A 13,910-nucleotide genomic window follows, 5' to 3' on the forward strand; every position below is an offset into this window, starting at 1 on the left:
ACCAATTTGGGAATAAAAATGGGAGATACGTCTACTAAAGTATTCGAGGTTTACCGCCCCAAATACATCGAGCCTGTGAGCATCCACGGAGGCAAAATTTATGGAATGTTTAAGGTCGAGGGTGCCGCAGCTTTGTATTTTCAATTCGATCTGAAAGAAGGGCAATACCTGGCGGATATTAAACCGGAAAATAAGGTCCTTCGCATGATCCTGACTTATCCTGACTTATCCTGAAATATTGGATGATTCGTTCTGAGAATTTTTTGTAAGGATTTTATGTTTGTATTATAACTAAGAGCACCATTTGGTGCTCTTTCTGTCACATTGGTTGCCTTCCCCCGATAGCCAGGAATTTCACCCAGGAGGATGTAGATTATATGGTTTTCAAGACTCGATGATAGACCGACCTATCTTCGGCAACCGCAGACACAGCCTCAAGTTTTCCTTCACGAATCATTTCTTCGATACGGAAGGCGACCCAGGAATCACGAATTCCAAATTGATATTTACCAAGCTTAGCACGACGTTCAACTCTTATTGCCTTTTTTATTGTCTTGTTTTTTGCTATTTTAGGCCCAGCTATTCTAAAAATTCTAGGCATTACCCTTGACGCATTTCGGGTCGCCGGGGGTATTCTCCTTTTCTTCATTGCGTTCAATCTTCTACAAGGAAAGTCATCCCACATCCATCATCCCAGCCCCGATGAACACACGGAAAGCATCGAGAAAGATGATATTGCTGTTGTGCCCCTGGCAACTCCAATTTTAGCGGGGCCGGGTACAATCACAACGGTAATGGCTTTATCTGGAAGCTATGCTTCAATTTTGACAGGAACCGTAATAGTAATGGCAACTTTTGCACTTGTTCTATTGGTAACCTTCTTACTTTTTTATAATGCTCCATGGGTTCAAAAGCATTTGCCACAAACAACAATAAACTTAATTACTAGAATGATGGGACTTCTTCTAACTGTGATCGCTGTACAAATGGCTTCGACTGGTATCATCGGACTCTTCCCGGGTCTGCGTTGACATATCCACTGGTGTCCGGTTGGATTTGAAGTTGCCGTCCTTTTGATAAAAATCCTCGATATTCATTAAATCCGGCTGTTCATTTAAGCTTTGTCTGGTACAAAGCTGCTGAATAGTTTTTTATTGCTTTCCATTCATTTTCCATGTTTCGATATCAATTGTGGTCCCGTCATTAATTTTTATTGACTTAATCAAAAAGATGAAAGAGTGACCAACATAGTCAAGTTTTTATTTGATTTATGTGAAACTAACGACACTAAAATTTGCTATCCTACATTGTTATTTTATTCGGTTTGAGATGGCAATTCTTGAGGCCGCTTCCTCTCTTGTCATCTATGCAAACGCCCCAAAAAACAGGGTCAAAATCGTAGTTTTTTACCCTAGTCTCTTCGAATTTTCGCCCTCAGAACCACAACATTTTGTGGTCAAAGCCTACTTCTTCTCCTCCGGACCACTATTCGTCATCAGAATTACCGTCTCAACGTGCTTCGGCGCCTTCAGCGGACGACATTCCAGTTCACACTGAACTTGTCTGTTACTGCTGCGTGAAACACGCGTAGAAGGTCTCGGTCGGCGGGAGCTATTTATAGATCGTGTCACGCCTCGCATACTAAAAGTTTGAAACCACACTTGGGGTCTCAGCACTTACGGAATTTCTCAACTTCTTTAACGACAACATCCCTAACACGTTTACCGCATTTTTGGACGAAAGTGTCCCAGTGTCCGTATGAATCGAGAATTATCTGTTTAAAATATCTGATTTAATATATTTGCTTCCATAATCTTAGAATACCAAATTCGCAAGTAAAGGAATAGCCTCTGGTACCCCAAAACTTATACTTTCTGCCCTGGAATAAGAATTTTATTTCATTCATCAGTGGTGCCGCGCAGCGGCATGGGGGTCTGATATATTAAAAAAACGGGTGTATCTTCGTTTTGAAAATACACCTACCACTTTACTGTTTTTCCGTTTATAAATCTAAATTGGCATATGAGTAATATGAAATGCTTTAAGATTCCAATACCGATGGATTCGAGATTTTTATAGATTTTCGCATAATCCTCAATAGATAAAAAATAGGTTAGTCCTCAAGCTTGACGCCTGTCATTTCTTCGCTCATAAGCCATAATCGTTTTGCCATTTCTCGATCAGCAGCCCAAGGAAGTACACCTGTTAGCTGTTGCCCCATTCCTTGTAAAGCAAAGTCAGAAATCGCTTCTGCGATATCACAGTCAAGGCAATAAACGCCTCCTTTATCACCCAAAAGCGGACTGGTCGCACACCAAACACTCGTTGCAGCACCTTGCTCAGTTGTTTTGTACTCTCCACCAATTGCACGCTCTTGGGATGATAAAAATCTTGCCAACTCCGAATCAATTCGTCCCGGATGTACAGAAAAAGCACGAATACCGTCCGCATATCCTCGTTTATCAAGTTCTACAGCGAATAAAGCATTAGCAGATTTGGCTTGACCGTAAGCTCTCCATTTATCGTATTCACGCTTATCAAAGTTAGGATCGTCGAAGTCAACTCCACCAAAGCGAACTCCCGTCGAGGATAGTGACACAACACGAGCATTTTCAGCCTTCTTCAAAGCAGACCATAGACGCAAGGTCAATTGGAAGTGTCCCAAGTGATTCGTCGCAAATTGCGATTCGTATCCTCGAGAATCTCGAACCAATGGTGGAGCCATGATACCTGCGTTAGCAATCAAAATATTTAACGCTCTACCTGTATCCAGAAATTTTTGTGCGAACACATCAATTGAATTCGGGTCCATCAAATCGAGGGTTTCCACTTCTACACCCACAATGTCCACAGTTGCGGCTTTTGCCTGCTCCACCGAACGAGCACCTACGATGACAGTAGCTCCTGCTACAGACAGCGCACGAGTAGCTTCAAGTCCAATACCTGAATGTCCGCCAGTAACAATAACAACTTTCCCGCTAAGATCAATATCTTTAACAACCTCCAACGCAGTTGTATGTGAATCAAAGCCGGATGAAATTGGGATCTGTGGGGTTATTTTGTACTCATTGTTTGTTGCCATAATTTAATCCCTCCATAATAATAGTTTTTAGTAATCAGGTGACAAATCGTTTTAAAAAATAGCACGTTACTGTGCTCTTATCTTAGGAATTTTAATCCGATTAATCGTTCGCTAAGCTGCCAAAGGCGTTCTGCAAGGATAGGATCAATCGCCCAGGTGCATACGCCATCAGGAATCTCGGTTACATCATTCGCTTCCAAAATGTTGGCGATATCAACATTCTCACAATATACGCCGCCCAACCCATCCAGCTGTCTGCTTGTCGCACACCATACGGACGTTGCTGCGCTTTGCTCAGCAGTTTTGAATTTAAAGAATGTTTTGGCTGTGGACAGTTCATCCTCGGACATATAACGAATCAAATTACTCATTACAGCGCCAGGATGTACGGCAAAGGCTCGAACGCCATCTGCGTATCCCCATCGATCAAGAGCAACAGCAAACAAGGAAGTAGCCGATTTTGACTGTCCATATGCTTGCTGTTTGTTATATTCGCGCCGTTCATAGTTCGGATCGTCGAAATCAACACCTCCAAAGCGAATACCCGTGGAAGAAAGAGATACAACACGTGCTCCGTTTGCCTGCTTTAATGCTGGCCACAGGCGTGCGGTCAATTGGAAATGTCCCAAATGATTGGTCGCAAATTGTGACTCGTATCCTCGAGAATCCCTCGTTAACGGCGGGCTCATAATACCTGCATTATTGATCAGAATATGGAGAGGTTTATCCTGAGCCAAAAAACGTTCCACAAAAGAATCAATTGAAGCCGGATTGATAAGATCAAGCGCCTCAACTTCAACCCTAGGTATTCCCGCAACTGCAGTGCTGGCTGCCTGCAATGAGCGCGCAGGAACAACTACCGAAGCACCTGCGTTTGCCAATGCTCGCGTCGTCTCCAGCCCAACGCCAGAATATCCGCCAGTTACAATTGCCACTTTGCCAGTCAAATCCACTCCTGCAATGACTTCCTGCGCAGTTGTTTCTTTCCCGAATCCGGACGATATAGGTTCTTGCGCAGTTACTTTATAATCACTGTTTTCGTGCAATATGAATTCCTCCTAACAATCACCATTTTTTCGCTAAGCTAATAAACTTAACGAATAATGAGAGTATAGCATGTGTTCTATACAAAGTAAACAATATATATACATGATGTCTATTTAGTATGTTTTGTTTGAATCTCTTGAGATTTATTGTATAATAATCCAATTGAATAGATACGTAATTGATGATGCACCTGGCTGCATACTTTCTGAGCAATAGCGAAAAGCTTTGGGAAAACGTCAGTACCCTGAGTTAAAAATCCACAGGGATTATTGTAGCAGAGGATAAGACTTATAAAGAGAAACTATAAACCATATATATGGGAAATGAATGCACGGCAATAGAGAAGAGAGTTTCTCAAAGAATATCCATCCATCTATAACAAAAAAAATAAGTCTGTAACCCACATTTACTTGGCTACAAACTTATTATACGAGGAGAAATGAATAATATGGACATCTCTCTGAAGATGAAAACATACGACGCTAAGACAAAACTACTAAAAAAATTAATTGAGTCTGTCATTAGAGATGGTTTTCAACACTTGCGAATGGACGACATTACTAAATATATGGATGTAAGTCGAGCAACAATGTACAAATATTTTTCTTCTAAAGAAGATGTTATTAGTGGCGTAGTGAGCATTTTCATTGACTACATCGAACGATTAGAGTTACATTGTGATAACGAAGAAGAAGTTTATTTCGGCATATGTTTTCAGCAGCTATTTGAACAATCGGTATCTCTCATAGAGTACATTACCGATACGTTTACAAAAGATTTGCAAACCGCTTACCCAGACTTGCATAAAAACCTTATGGTAGCTTTACAGAAACGAGATCAACAATCGCTTCAATTTTACAGACTTGGGAAAGAGCGTGGAATTTTCAACCCAATCAACGAAACGTTTATTTTGTTGCAGGACGTTTTGTTGCTGCGCGAAATAACAAGTGTGAAATACTTACTATCCAACCAAATCACAATACAAAATGTTTTATATGATTATTATCAGTTCAAAAAAATACAGCTTTTTATAACCAATAAACTTTCACTAGTGGATGATTCTAACATAGATAGCGTCATTGACAGGCTGGTAGAAAAATTTAATCCGATGCTCTTATAGCCAATATCTCAGACCCAATAGCTGTGCTTTTTTTGAACGAATTTTTACAGAATTAATGAGTGTGATAAACTGTAAAAAATAGTATTCCCTACAAGACAGCAAAATTATTGCTGCTCCATCACTATATTTAGTATTCAAGTCAGCAGGACAGACAGGCAAGCGTCTCAATGAAGTAACGCCAACGTGCGTTGAGTACGTAAAAAAGATGCTGCAACTCTCTGGTATCCCCTTGGCGGGAAGGCATATTTCAGAAACAGTTGCTTGGAAAGGACGTTTTTTTCGTCGGTCCGGCTCCTGCCATTGCTTACAATCCAAGTAAATTATAAGCAATAAAACCTTCAAAAGAGTTTTGACATCTTGAAGGACTTATACCATTTGCACCCTTTCTTATAGACTGAATCAGGTAACCTTCTGGACTATGTCCAATCATCATAGAAAGATTGCAAAATGATTGCAAATTAGGCTGAGTCGATACTTAAACGCTGCAGATAAGAATGCTTCCGAATCAGCTTGCGGTATTCGGCGGGCGTCATCGCCGTGTGCTTTTTGAACTCCCGAATAAAATGCGCCTGGTCAAAATAACCTGCTTCCATGCCAACCCGGGTCAGATGCTCCTCCTGATGATAATTGATCAGATTAATGGCATTTTGAAATTTCATAATTCTTTCAAAGGTCTTGGGACTGAATCCAATGTACTGTTCGAATAACATGTTAATGTACCGTGCCGAGTAGCCGGTTTTCTCTGACAATTCCTGTATCTTTATACTGCCCATAGTGGAGATTATTATATCCTTTAAGTAACCTGCAAGCTGTTGGCGGCTATTTCCTGAAGAAAAACAGGAAACTTCACTTAAGCTTGAGGAATAATCCTCCAAAAACAGGCGGATACACTGCTGCCAGTCCTGCGTCTCTTCGATTCGTTTCGCCAGGTCTTTATTTTTGAGGAGATAGATAAGATCGGTTTCCAGCCCAATGAGATCCTTCATTTGAACTTTCAGATTCGCAGGCAGAATACCGGGCATGAATGATGTGATGATGATTGTGTTCACAAAATGAGAAAGTCCATTTTTTAAAATAAATCCTTGTTAATTATTTGTATGGTGTTATACTCAAAGATAAATAAGAAGCATTGCAGAAGATGGAGGAGAGAAGCATATGATTTGGAAAGAAAAGTATATGGTAGGAGTTCCCCTGATCGATCAGCAGCATGAAGAGCTGTTTTCCCGGGTTACTGCGTTTGTAGAAACCCTGCGTTCCCTTAAACCCTGGGACCAAAAGCTTGAAAAAGTTAATGAAACCCTTGAATTTATGAAAGGTTATGTAGTGACTCATTTTGCCGATGAAGAAGCCTATCAGGCGGCAATTGGCTATCCCCATTATCAGGATCATCGGAAGATTCATCAGAGAATGGTTGCCTATGTGGTGGCGGTTTCTGAAGAATACGAAAATGAGGGCTTTAAAGAAGAACTCATGCAGCAATTCGGAGGGAAGCTTATGGCCTGGCTGATCAATCATGTGCTAGCAGATGATCAGAAGATTGCAGAATATGCAAGAAGTAAGGGGGTTAACTAATGAAACGCGAACTTTTAACTTCCTTTTCTAATGCAGCCAGTCAGACCTTTAAACTGCTTTTAGATCTGGACGTAATCACTGATCCTGTTCAGTCCCAGGAAAACAATGATAAGAAAGAATATCTGGAAAATATCAATATTGTCATAGAAATTACCGGGGATCTCAATGGTGAGGTCATTTATAGCTTTCCCAAAGATACGACCCTGGAAATGGTGAAAATGATGAGCGGTATGGATTTCAAGGAAATCGATGAGTTTGTTAAATCGGCTTTAGGTGAGATCGCTAATATTATCAGCGGCAATGCTTTGTCAAGTCTGTCGCAAGCCCAATTAATTTGTGATATACGTCCACCCAAAATCATCGAGGACCTGACTTTCACTGTCAGTGAGGGATGCTCAATTTACCGGACCAAGGTCAAGACTTCTATCGGAGATGTGGAGCTGAACCTTCAGACAACTCAGGCTGTGGGCTGAGACCGTTTCTCATACAGGTGCTTACCCCGAGAATGCCCTTCGACTCTATTATTTTTTATTATTGCCGCAATATTAGATGGGCTAATTACGAGAAGTTTTCTCCATTAGCTCTTTTTGAATTTAGATGTGAAATTATTCTAAAAGCAATCGCTTCAATGGCAAATTTGCTTTAATTGTCCTTACTATGTTAGATTTTATGAATAAACTATTGGTTTAAAATTTGTATGATGTGAAAATATCCATAAGTTAAATACCCATACTGCCTAAGAGGTGAAACAATGAATATGACTAAATCAAGCTAATGTGTTTAAATAAACACCATTAGCTTTTTATTTTGGGGAATCCCGCCCTTATTTTACTTTCCTAAGTACGCCTTTGCTTCATCGCTGATCCGGGAGCTCCCGATCGCTTTTCGGATCGCTTTGTTATGTTCCATTTCTCTAAACGCTGTTCTGCGTAATGAGTCACATCAACTTTAAGTTAAGTTCACACAAAATCTTATTCCTTATATTTCTAAGAGCTTCATAACGGTCAGATACCGAGTTCAATAAGAATATCAAACTAAGAATATCAAATTAAAGCGTTAAACTAAATAACTACTTAAATGACTCGAATGCAGTGACAGAGTCCAAAAATTCTGTCCTGTTTCTCACGCTGTTATTGCACCAACCATTTTAACCAGCACGATTTCCGGTCTATTATAGAACCTTATTGGTAAAAGACTCTCTCCTAAGCCGCAGTTAACTATCATATTCGTTGACCCAGCTGTGAATTGGCCATAATCATACTTGGGGAAAAAGCCCTGTCCGGGAGCAACAACTGCACCAACAATAGGAAGCCTAACTTGTCCGCCGTGAGTATGACCTACTAATACCAATTGAATATTTGACATGGATGCCGCTGGAAAAATATTCGGTGCATGGGCCAGCAACACCCTTGGTTGAGAATCTGCAATACCATCAAGTGCTTCGCCCAAATTATCTCTTCGAAGATATGGATCATCGACCCCGACAATCCAAATATAAGAATTACCTTTTGCATACTTAAACTTCTTATTTTCCAGTATCTTTACTCCATAGTCTGCTAATAAAGGCTTAATACTAAAATCATGCCGCCACTCATGATTCCCAGGAACAAAGAAAATGGGGTTGGAACTTAACCCTCTGACCAGAGATAAAGTGGGTTCAGCATCGGGATTATTTTTATCGATAAAATCACCTGTCATTGCTATCATGTCGAAACTTTGACGATTAATTATCTTTAAGAGCTTATCCTGTTTATCACCATATTGTTTGGCATGCAAATCTGTCAGATGGAGAATTGTAAAACCCTCAAAGTCTTTAGGCAGATTATTAATGGCAATGGTATATTGTTTAATAGCAATCGAATAAAGATCATAATAAAGATAGGCAATCAACCCTATCCCGCCGAGAATAAATGCTCTGCGGGATATCTGCTTATTATCCAAAAATAGTCCTCCCTTTCTCCCATCCGTTGAGAGGGATAGCACTTTCTTCCGGAGGGCAGCTTAATCTATAGGATAGCGCTGCATTTGCCAAAGACCCACAGGCTGCAACGAATTTGAACTATGCATAGTCGGCATCACCCGGATCGGATTTTAACTAATAGGTTTGCGGGAACAGACCCGGTGACAACTTGCCCAACCCTTTAATCATCCAGGTATCTCTGGAATCTGCACTCGAGAAGTAACCCTGGAGCTTTTCTGTTGATCCATCATTGAGCGTGACGATCATTTTTACTCTTGCTTCTTTGGCATCCGGGTTAACCGCCCTATGCGGATCACTCATAGCCCAGAGTTCTATTTCTCCAAGCTCAATTTTAGAGGATTGGGTACGTATTTTATTCAGCAGTACTGCCATTCGGACAGCATAATTGTCCTGGATTCCTTTTTGCAGAAAGTAAGCCTCCGCTTGACCGGTTTTAATTTGATTATTAATAAATTGAATACAAGCCCTATAAACATTCTTTCTCGCCTGACTATCCGGCCAAGTGGAAAACCCGGCAACCTACCATTTTCCGGCAATCTTCACCAGCTCATGAGGTCCTCTGAAATAATCATCCTTCAGTATAACCGCTGCTCTGTTGGGGGCTTTCATATTAAGGGGCATCGTAACATTTTTGCCGATCTCCTGCCTTATGCACTGCCAGTACTTGGGGCTTCCGTTTCCAGTAAAATGTATTCCAGCGCTTCCTGAGGAATCGGGTCATAAGTATTTATAAAAATTTGTTTTATATCCTCAAGCTTGGGGGATTCTGATCCACATAAGTAAAGAACACGCAGCGCTTATCCATGGCGGTAAGGCCTCACGCCGAAGGGCGCGAGGCCTATGCTTTAAATGTCTTCCATAAACTTTGAATATGTTTGTCTAAATCTTCCTCTTCGTTCACTGGGGCATCATAATACCACATATCATTAGGATATGGCTTTCCTATCTTACTTTTGGTAGGATATTCTCCCTGCCTATTAATATGTGTAGGTTTGTTTGGATATTTACTCCTCCCCATCCCCGGCATAACAGGAAAAGGCCAATTACTCCTTCATCATCCCTCTACTTTCTCCGTTTTTCCCATGGATAAATCTCATCAAGCCTCCGAAGAAAGTCTTTTTGAACATCCGGATCGGCATTTTCATTAATCGTTATTCCAGCGGTTGTATGGGGACAATAGACTACAACAAGACTGTCCTTGATATTTTGGGTAGTCAGAAAGTCTTGTATTTGGGCGGTTATATCGATCATTTCGTCGTGATTTTTGGTCTGCAGATGGATTTCATGGATCATCATTGCTCTCCCCTCTATCTTGTTACCTATGATAAACATCTCATTATGTCCATCTAAATTCCTGCCCAATTGTTGTTCTTATTGCTTCTGCATATATTTATTTAACTAGGCAACGAACGCCAGTTCCTTTTCTGCCGGACTCCAAGCAGGCATTGTCCGATTTACATGAAGCTTTGCCTTGGTCACCTGATACCCATCTATTGATAAGCCCGGGCTCCTTAATAAAGGGTCTACTCATAGAGATATAATCTACCTCTTCGGTCTCCACAAGCACTTTTGCTAGCTCATAGGAACGTATTCCCCCGACTAGAATAAGCGGAACATGTATTTCACGTTTGAAGACACGGGCTTCATTTCTAAAATAGGCCTCCCTTTCGAGCGAATTAATCCCCGTCCTGCTGGGTTCCAACCTGCCAGTTTTTATCACACCACCGCTCAATTCAATTGCATCAACACCAGCGTTGACGAGTCTATGTGCAACCTGAAGAGAATCGTCCAGACTTAAGCCATTTTCAATAAAATCCTGACAGTTGAGTTTTACCAGGATAGGATGATCATGCCCAACGGTTCTTCGTATCGCTTGAATAATATCGAGATGTATTTTAGAACGATTATAAATGTCTCCTCCATATTCATCATGGCGCTGATTAAAAGAAGGAGACAGGAATTGACTTAGAAGATAACCATGCGCTGAGTGAATTTGAATACCATCAAAACCTGCAGCTATAGCCCTTTCAGCCGCTTTAGAATAAGCCTCAACCAGCTCCAGGATGTCCTCAATCGTCATTTCCCTTACTGAAGTGTTATCTGTATCTTTTACATGGGAAACTGCCAAGACTTTCTGCCTGGTTAATTGCTCCGAGGCAAATCTTCCTGCATGAGCTAGTTGCATTATTATTCTGCCACCTGCAGCATGTACCGCCTCCGTCATTTCTTTAAGGCCAGGAATAAGACGATCACTATATACACCCAATTGATTTGGGCCCGCCTGTCCATCTGTTCGAACAAAGGAATGACCAGTGATGATCAGCCCTACTCCACCCTTGGCTAGTTGTACCATTGCCTCAATTAATGCGGGAGTAACAGCTCCATCAGTGCTTGCTAGCCCTTCCCAGGTAGCGGATCTTATAAAACGATTGGGAAAGTCTAGTTGCTTTATGGTCGTTTGGTCAAATAGTGTCTTCACAGGAATCACCTCTATTTTTCATCGATCAAAACTACAAAGTTTTAAATTACTCGAATTTACAAACTCCGCCCCATCCAAAAACATCCCTCAACTCCCAAGATGGCAGACAATCTTGAATCAGCAATTAGAACGTTTAAATAACTTTTTTGAGGACGCTTGCCCTCTTTTTGTTAACCTATTCAGTTCGGAGTGTTGCCGGACTATTTGGTCAACTTGTGACTGTATATTCCAATACAATAATGCGTTTGACAAAATACATAACGATATTAGAAACAACAATTAAGGAGAATATCTATCTTACTGATTCCACCTTTGCCACCATCTAATTGGGCTACAAGAAAGCCCATCCTGAATTCTACGAATCATCCGATGACTCTCCCGGATTCCATATACTTGTATAATGCTTCATCACTACCGATCATCAATTGTTCTTGCAATGCTGGCGCAAAATTCTGTTTTATGTAACGTCGCGCCCCAGATACAGAGGCCGACAGAATGTCAAGGCGATTTCTTGTGTAATGCAAATATTACTATTCATATAAAAACAATAGCACAACACAGTACAACAACTGTAGATATTATTAATCCACCCAATTTCTACTCCTCCAATATCTTGTGGCGAACTGAGCTCTTTGGACCTGGAACCTACGCGGAACGACAACAAAAAATGACATCCCACAAGCATGTTTCGCCGTGTAGCGCGATGACCGGAATCTGCAGGTAGCAGGCAGTAAGCTATGATATTGTCTCTCCCGTCAGAGTTTGTTCCCAATCTATTTCGACCGGCAAGTTCAAGCAATCTATTTGTTTCATTAATAGAAGCCCCCATGCCCAAACAGAGTTTCAAAACGACATCACGTCCAGGATTACGTCCTCCCCGAACATATTGATCAAATGAGTTATCGCTAATCTTTGATTTAGCGATAATGTCTTTTCTAGATAATTTCTTCTCCACTAATAACTTATTTAATCCCTCTAAACAACTAGCAGGTAATTCACCATCATTGATGTGCCCATAAGCTTGTTGTAATTTAAGTTCGAGGGATATCCCTAGTGATAATTCCACAATTATCCCGTATTTCCTGCATAAAGCAGAACAAAACCACCCACCGCAAACGCCCGAAACGCTCAGGTGGGTGTAATCAAGGACATATTAAGCTATCTAAACACTACATAATATCCTTCAAACTTAGATAATAACTTGTTTTCATCTTTACAAAACACGTTTAGTTTAATTCGAGCACGATTGAACTTGTTGAAAGTCAGCTGTAACTTTTCTATGTCCTGTTTATTAACTATATTGCACTCTGCTGTAAAGTCCTTTTCAATAGGAAATAAGTATTCAATATTGCTCCTCTGGATTACAATATGTGAATTTGGAGCAAATTCTTTAACGTTTGAAAAGACAATGCCCCAGCCGCATAGCGTCATCAAACTATTTATACTACCAGCAAACGCAGTACATTTATGATTAAAGTTTGGTTCTAGCCTAGCCAGCATTTTTACACTGGTAGGTTCGAACTTAATAACCTCAAACTTCATTTTCTCAGTTATGGGTATTTGCTCATACAAAAATTGTTGAAATGCGAATTCTTCATCCATTACTTTCCTCCAACTTTAATAAATCAAAACCTAATTCACATACCTACTTTACCTGTTTACATGTCCATATATCAATGTATTTAGGCATAATAATTGGTATCAGGTAACAATTGTTAATATTTTACCACGTATTCCATATTTATCAATACGGCCTATTTATTTTGGAGACAATGATAAATAAACCGGAGGTTGAAAGTCTCGATGTACCTCATCCTCCTACCTTCCATATCCACTAGTGGGTTCATCACATCCTGCGTGATTCCGATACTGGCCCACGGCAACACAAAATTAATACCCTCCGCTCCGCCGATGAACATTCCTTTGTAGATCAGCCAGGAGAAGATGATGGCCGTAGGAAGCCCGACTAGCAGTGCCCTCAGGCCATAAAAGGCGCACTCAAAGCGCATCATTTTGTTGAAATTGTGATCGGACATCCCCACAGAGCGGAGCATGGCAAGCTCCCGGCGGCGCAGCTTGATATTCGTGGAAATTGTGTTGAACACATTGGCAACAGCAATCAGCGAAATCATAATGATAAACGTATAAGCGAACACGTTGGCAATAAATATCATATTGCGGTTCTGATCAAATATTTCAGACGAATTCAAAAGGAGGTACGAGGCTGTAATTCCTTCGCCCTGAATCATCATTTTCATTTCAGCCACAAACTGGGATGGATTCTTTGACTGAAAGGTCATGCCCTTAACCCTGATATTCGCCGCAGTCTCGGAGTGAACAAGCTTTTCCTTGAGGGAATAAGGAGCCATCCCCATAATAGCGTATGGCCGCAGCATAGACATTCCGGTCACCGCTGGTGTATCAGGCGGCACGGTATTGACAACCGTAATGCTTACGTTTTGCCCATGTTCCGTTTTTAGCTCGCTATTTGTTTCGGGAGCGATGGTAAAATCCAGGGAAGAACTCTTGAATAGATCCTTAATCCGGCCAACCTTCTCCTCCCCATTGCTGCGGCCTTGCACTTTGGCAACGGCAATCAGTTTCGCGTTTGGCCCGGTATATTCCTCCC

Annotated in this window: 16 protein-coding genes and 1 pseudogene; 6 read left to right on the plus strand and 11 right to left on the minus strand. The window is 41.0% G+C overall.

Annotation, left to right across the window (positions count from 1 at the left end; genetic code table 11):
• Positions 1 to 234 (plus strand): annotated as a pseudogene (locus DOT_RS29970) (hypothetical protein); the annotation flags it as partial.
• A 139-nt stretch (positions 235 to 373) separates the two neighbouring features.
• Here the strand turns inward: DOT_RS29970 and DOT_RS32125 are convergent.
• Complete coding sequence (locus DOT_RS32125; protein ID WP_242833901.1) at positions 374 to 649, minus strand: DUF3658 domain-containing protein; 276 nt, start codon at positions 647 to 649, stop codon at positions 374 to 376.
• Here DOT_RS32125 and DOT_RS22730 point away from each other — a divergent pair.
• A complete protein-coding gene (locus DOT_RS22730; RefSeq protein ID WP_009623874.1) occupies positions 555 to 1,031 on the plus strand; it encodes an NAAT family transporter in 477 nt (158 codons plus the stop codon). The two genes, DOT_RS32125 and DOT_RS22730, sit on opposite strands and share 95 nt — an antisense overlap.
• A gap of 1,082 nt (positions 1,032 to 2,113) precedes the next feature.
• Here DOT_RS22730 and DOT_RS22735 read toward each other — a convergent pair.
• Positions 2,114 to 3,082 (minus strand): SDR family NAD(P)-dependent oxidoreductase, encoded by a 969-nt coding sequence (locus tag DOT_RS22735; protein WP_009623875.1) that lies wholly within the window; start codon positions 3,080 to 3,082, stop codon positions 2,114 to 2,116.
• A gap of 77 nt (positions 3,083 to 3,159) precedes the next feature.
• The gene (locus DOT_RS22740; protein WP_009623876.1) at positions 3,160 to 4,128 is read right to left on the minus strand and encodes an SDR family NAD(P)-dependent oxidoreductase; all 969 of its coding nucleotides are present in this window, start codon (positions 4,126 to 4,128) and stop codon (positions 3,160 to 3,162) included.
• A 449-nt stretch (positions 4,129 to 4,577) separates the two neighbouring features.
• On the opposite strand from DOT_RS22740, the gene DOT_RS22745 reads away from it, so the two are divergent.
• Positions 4,578 to 5,249 (plus strand): TetR/AcrR family transcriptional regulator, encoded by a 672-nt coding sequence (locus DOT_RS22745; RefSeq protein ID WP_009623877.1) that lies wholly within the window; start codon positions 4,578 to 4,580, stop codon positions 5,247 to 5,249.
• A gap of 458 nt (positions 5,250 to 5,707) precedes the next feature.
• Here DOT_RS22745 and DOT_RS27995 read toward each other — a convergent pair whose 3' ends face one another.
• A complete protein-coding gene (locus DOT_RS27995) occupies positions 5,708 to 6,298 on the minus strand; it encodes a helix-turn-helix domain-containing protein (RefSeq protein WP_083824266.1) in 591 nt (196 codons plus the stop codon).
• A 106-nt stretch (positions 6,299 to 6,404) separates the two neighbouring features.
• Between DOT_RS27995 and DOT_RS22755 the strand changes: the two genes are divergently transcribed.
• A complete protein-coding gene (locus DOT_RS22755) occupies positions 6,405 to 6,821 on the plus strand; it encodes a hemerythrin family protein (protein WP_009623879.1) in 417 nt (138 codons plus the stop codon).
• Positions 6,821 to 7,294 carry a chemotaxis protein CheX gene (locus DOT_RS22760; RefSeq protein ID WP_009623880.1) on the plus strand — a complete coding sequence of 158 codons (474 nt, stop codon included), beginning with the start codon at positions 6,821 to 6,823 and terminating at the stop codon, positions 7,292 to 7,294. The genes DOT_RS22755 and DOT_RS22760 overlap by 1 nt, the downstream gene beginning before the upstream one ends.
• Before the next feature lie 649 nt (positions 7,295 to 7,943).
• On the opposite strand, the gene DOT_RS22765 is transcribed toward DOT_RS22760, so the two are convergent.
• Both DOT_RS22765 and DOT_RS22770 read right to left on the minus strand, forming a co-directional pair.
• A complete protein-coding gene (locus DOT_RS22765) occupies positions 7,944 to 8,762 on the minus strand; it encodes a metallophosphoesterase (protein WP_009623881.1) in 819 nt (272 codons plus the stop codon).
• Positions 8,763 to 8,916: 154 nt separating this feature from the next.
• Positions 8,917 to 9,174 (minus strand): hypothetical protein, encoded by a 258-nt coding sequence (locus tag DOT_RS22770; RefSeq protein WP_040413303.1) that lies wholly within the window; start codon positions 9,172 to 9,174, stop codon positions 8,917 to 8,919.
• A 30-nt stretch (positions 9,175 to 9,204) separates the two neighbouring features.
• Between DOT_RS22770 and DOT_RS31490 the strand changes: the two genes are divergently transcribed.
• Positions 9,205 to 9,510: a hypothetical protein gene (locus DOT_RS31490; RefSeq protein ID WP_207637066.1), complete on the plus strand. Its 306-nt coding sequence runs from the start codon at positions 9,205 to 9,207 to the stop codon at positions 9,508 to 9,510.
• 354 nt (positions 9,511 to 9,864) lie between these two features.
• Here the strand turns inward: DOT_RS31490 and DOT_RS22780 are convergent, their stop codons facing one another.
• The 5 genes from DOT_RS22780 to DOT_RS22800 form a co-directional block, all read right to left on the minus strand.
• Positions 9,865 to 10,098 carry a secondary thiamine-phosphate synthase enzyme YjbQ gene (locus DOT_RS22780; RefSeq protein ID WP_242833902.1) on the minus strand — a complete coding sequence of 78 codons (234 nt, stop codon included), beginning with the start codon at positions 10,096 to 10,098 and terminating at the stop codon, positions 9,865 to 9,867.
• A 94-nt stretch (positions 10,099 to 10,192) separates the two neighbouring features.
• Positions 10,193 to 11,281 carry an NADH:flavin oxidoreductase gene (locus DOT_RS22785; RefSeq protein ID WP_009623886.1) on the minus strand — a complete coding sequence of 363 codons (1,089 nt, stop codon included), beginning with the start codon at positions 11,279 to 11,281 and terminating at the stop codon, positions 10,193 to 10,195.
• A 457-nt stretch (positions 11,282 to 11,738) separates the two neighbouring features.
• Complete coding sequence (locus tag DOT_RS28000) at positions 11,739 to 12,347, minus strand: helix-turn-helix transcriptional regulator (protein WP_009623888.1); 609 nt, start codon at positions 12,345 to 12,347, stop codon at positions 11,739 to 11,741.
• 92 nt (positions 12,348 to 12,439) lie between these two features.
• A complete protein-coding gene (locus DOT_RS22795) occupies positions 12,440 to 12,883 on the minus strand; it encodes a YiiD C-terminal domain-containing protein (protein ID WP_009623889.1) in 444 nt (147 codons plus the stop codon).
• A 152-nt stretch (positions 12,884 to 13,035) separates the two neighbouring features.
• Positions 13,036 to 13,910, minus strand: an 875-nt coding sequence (locus DOT_RS22800; protein ID WP_009623890.1) for an ABC transporter permease, incomplete at its 5' end; no start/stop codon positions are given.

It is taken from the genome of Desulfosporosinus sp. OT, assembly GCF_000224515.1.
Lineage (GTDB): Bacteria > Bacillota > Desulfitobacteriia > Desulfitobacteriales > Desulfitobacteriaceae > Desulfosporosinus.

Coding starts and splice junctions, on each gene's coding strand:
- DOT_RS32125 (WP_242833901.1), bottom strand. CDS start 649: ATGAAGAAAAGGAGAATACCCCCGGCGACCCGAAATGCGTCAAGGGTA.
- DOT_RS22735 (WP_009623875.1), bottom strand. CDS start 3,082: ATGGCAACAAACAATGAGTACAAAATAACCCCACAGATCCCAATTTCA.
- DOT_RS22745 (WP_009623877.1), top strand. CDS start 4,578: ATGGACATCTCTCTGAAGATGAAAACATACGACGCTAAGACAAAACTA.
- DOT_RS22755 (WP_009623879.1), top strand. CDS start 6,405: ATGATTTGGAAAGAAAAGTATATGGTAGGAGTTCCCCTGATCGATCAG.
- DOT_RS22760 (WP_009623880.1), top strand. CDS start 6,821: ATGAAACGCGAACTTTTAACTTCCTTTTCTAATGCAGCCAGTCAGACC.
- DOT_RS22770 (WP_040413303.1), bottom strand. CDS start 9,174: ATGGCAGTACTGCTGAATAAAATACGTACCCAATCCTCTAAAATTGAG.
- DOT_RS22780 (WP_242833902.1), bottom strand. CDS start 10,098: ATGATGATCCATGAAATCCATCTGCAGACCAAAAATCACGACGAAATG.
- DOT_RS22795 (WP_009623889.1), bottom strand. CDS start 12,883: ATGGATGAAGAATTCGCATTTCAACAATTTTTGTATGAGCAAATACCC.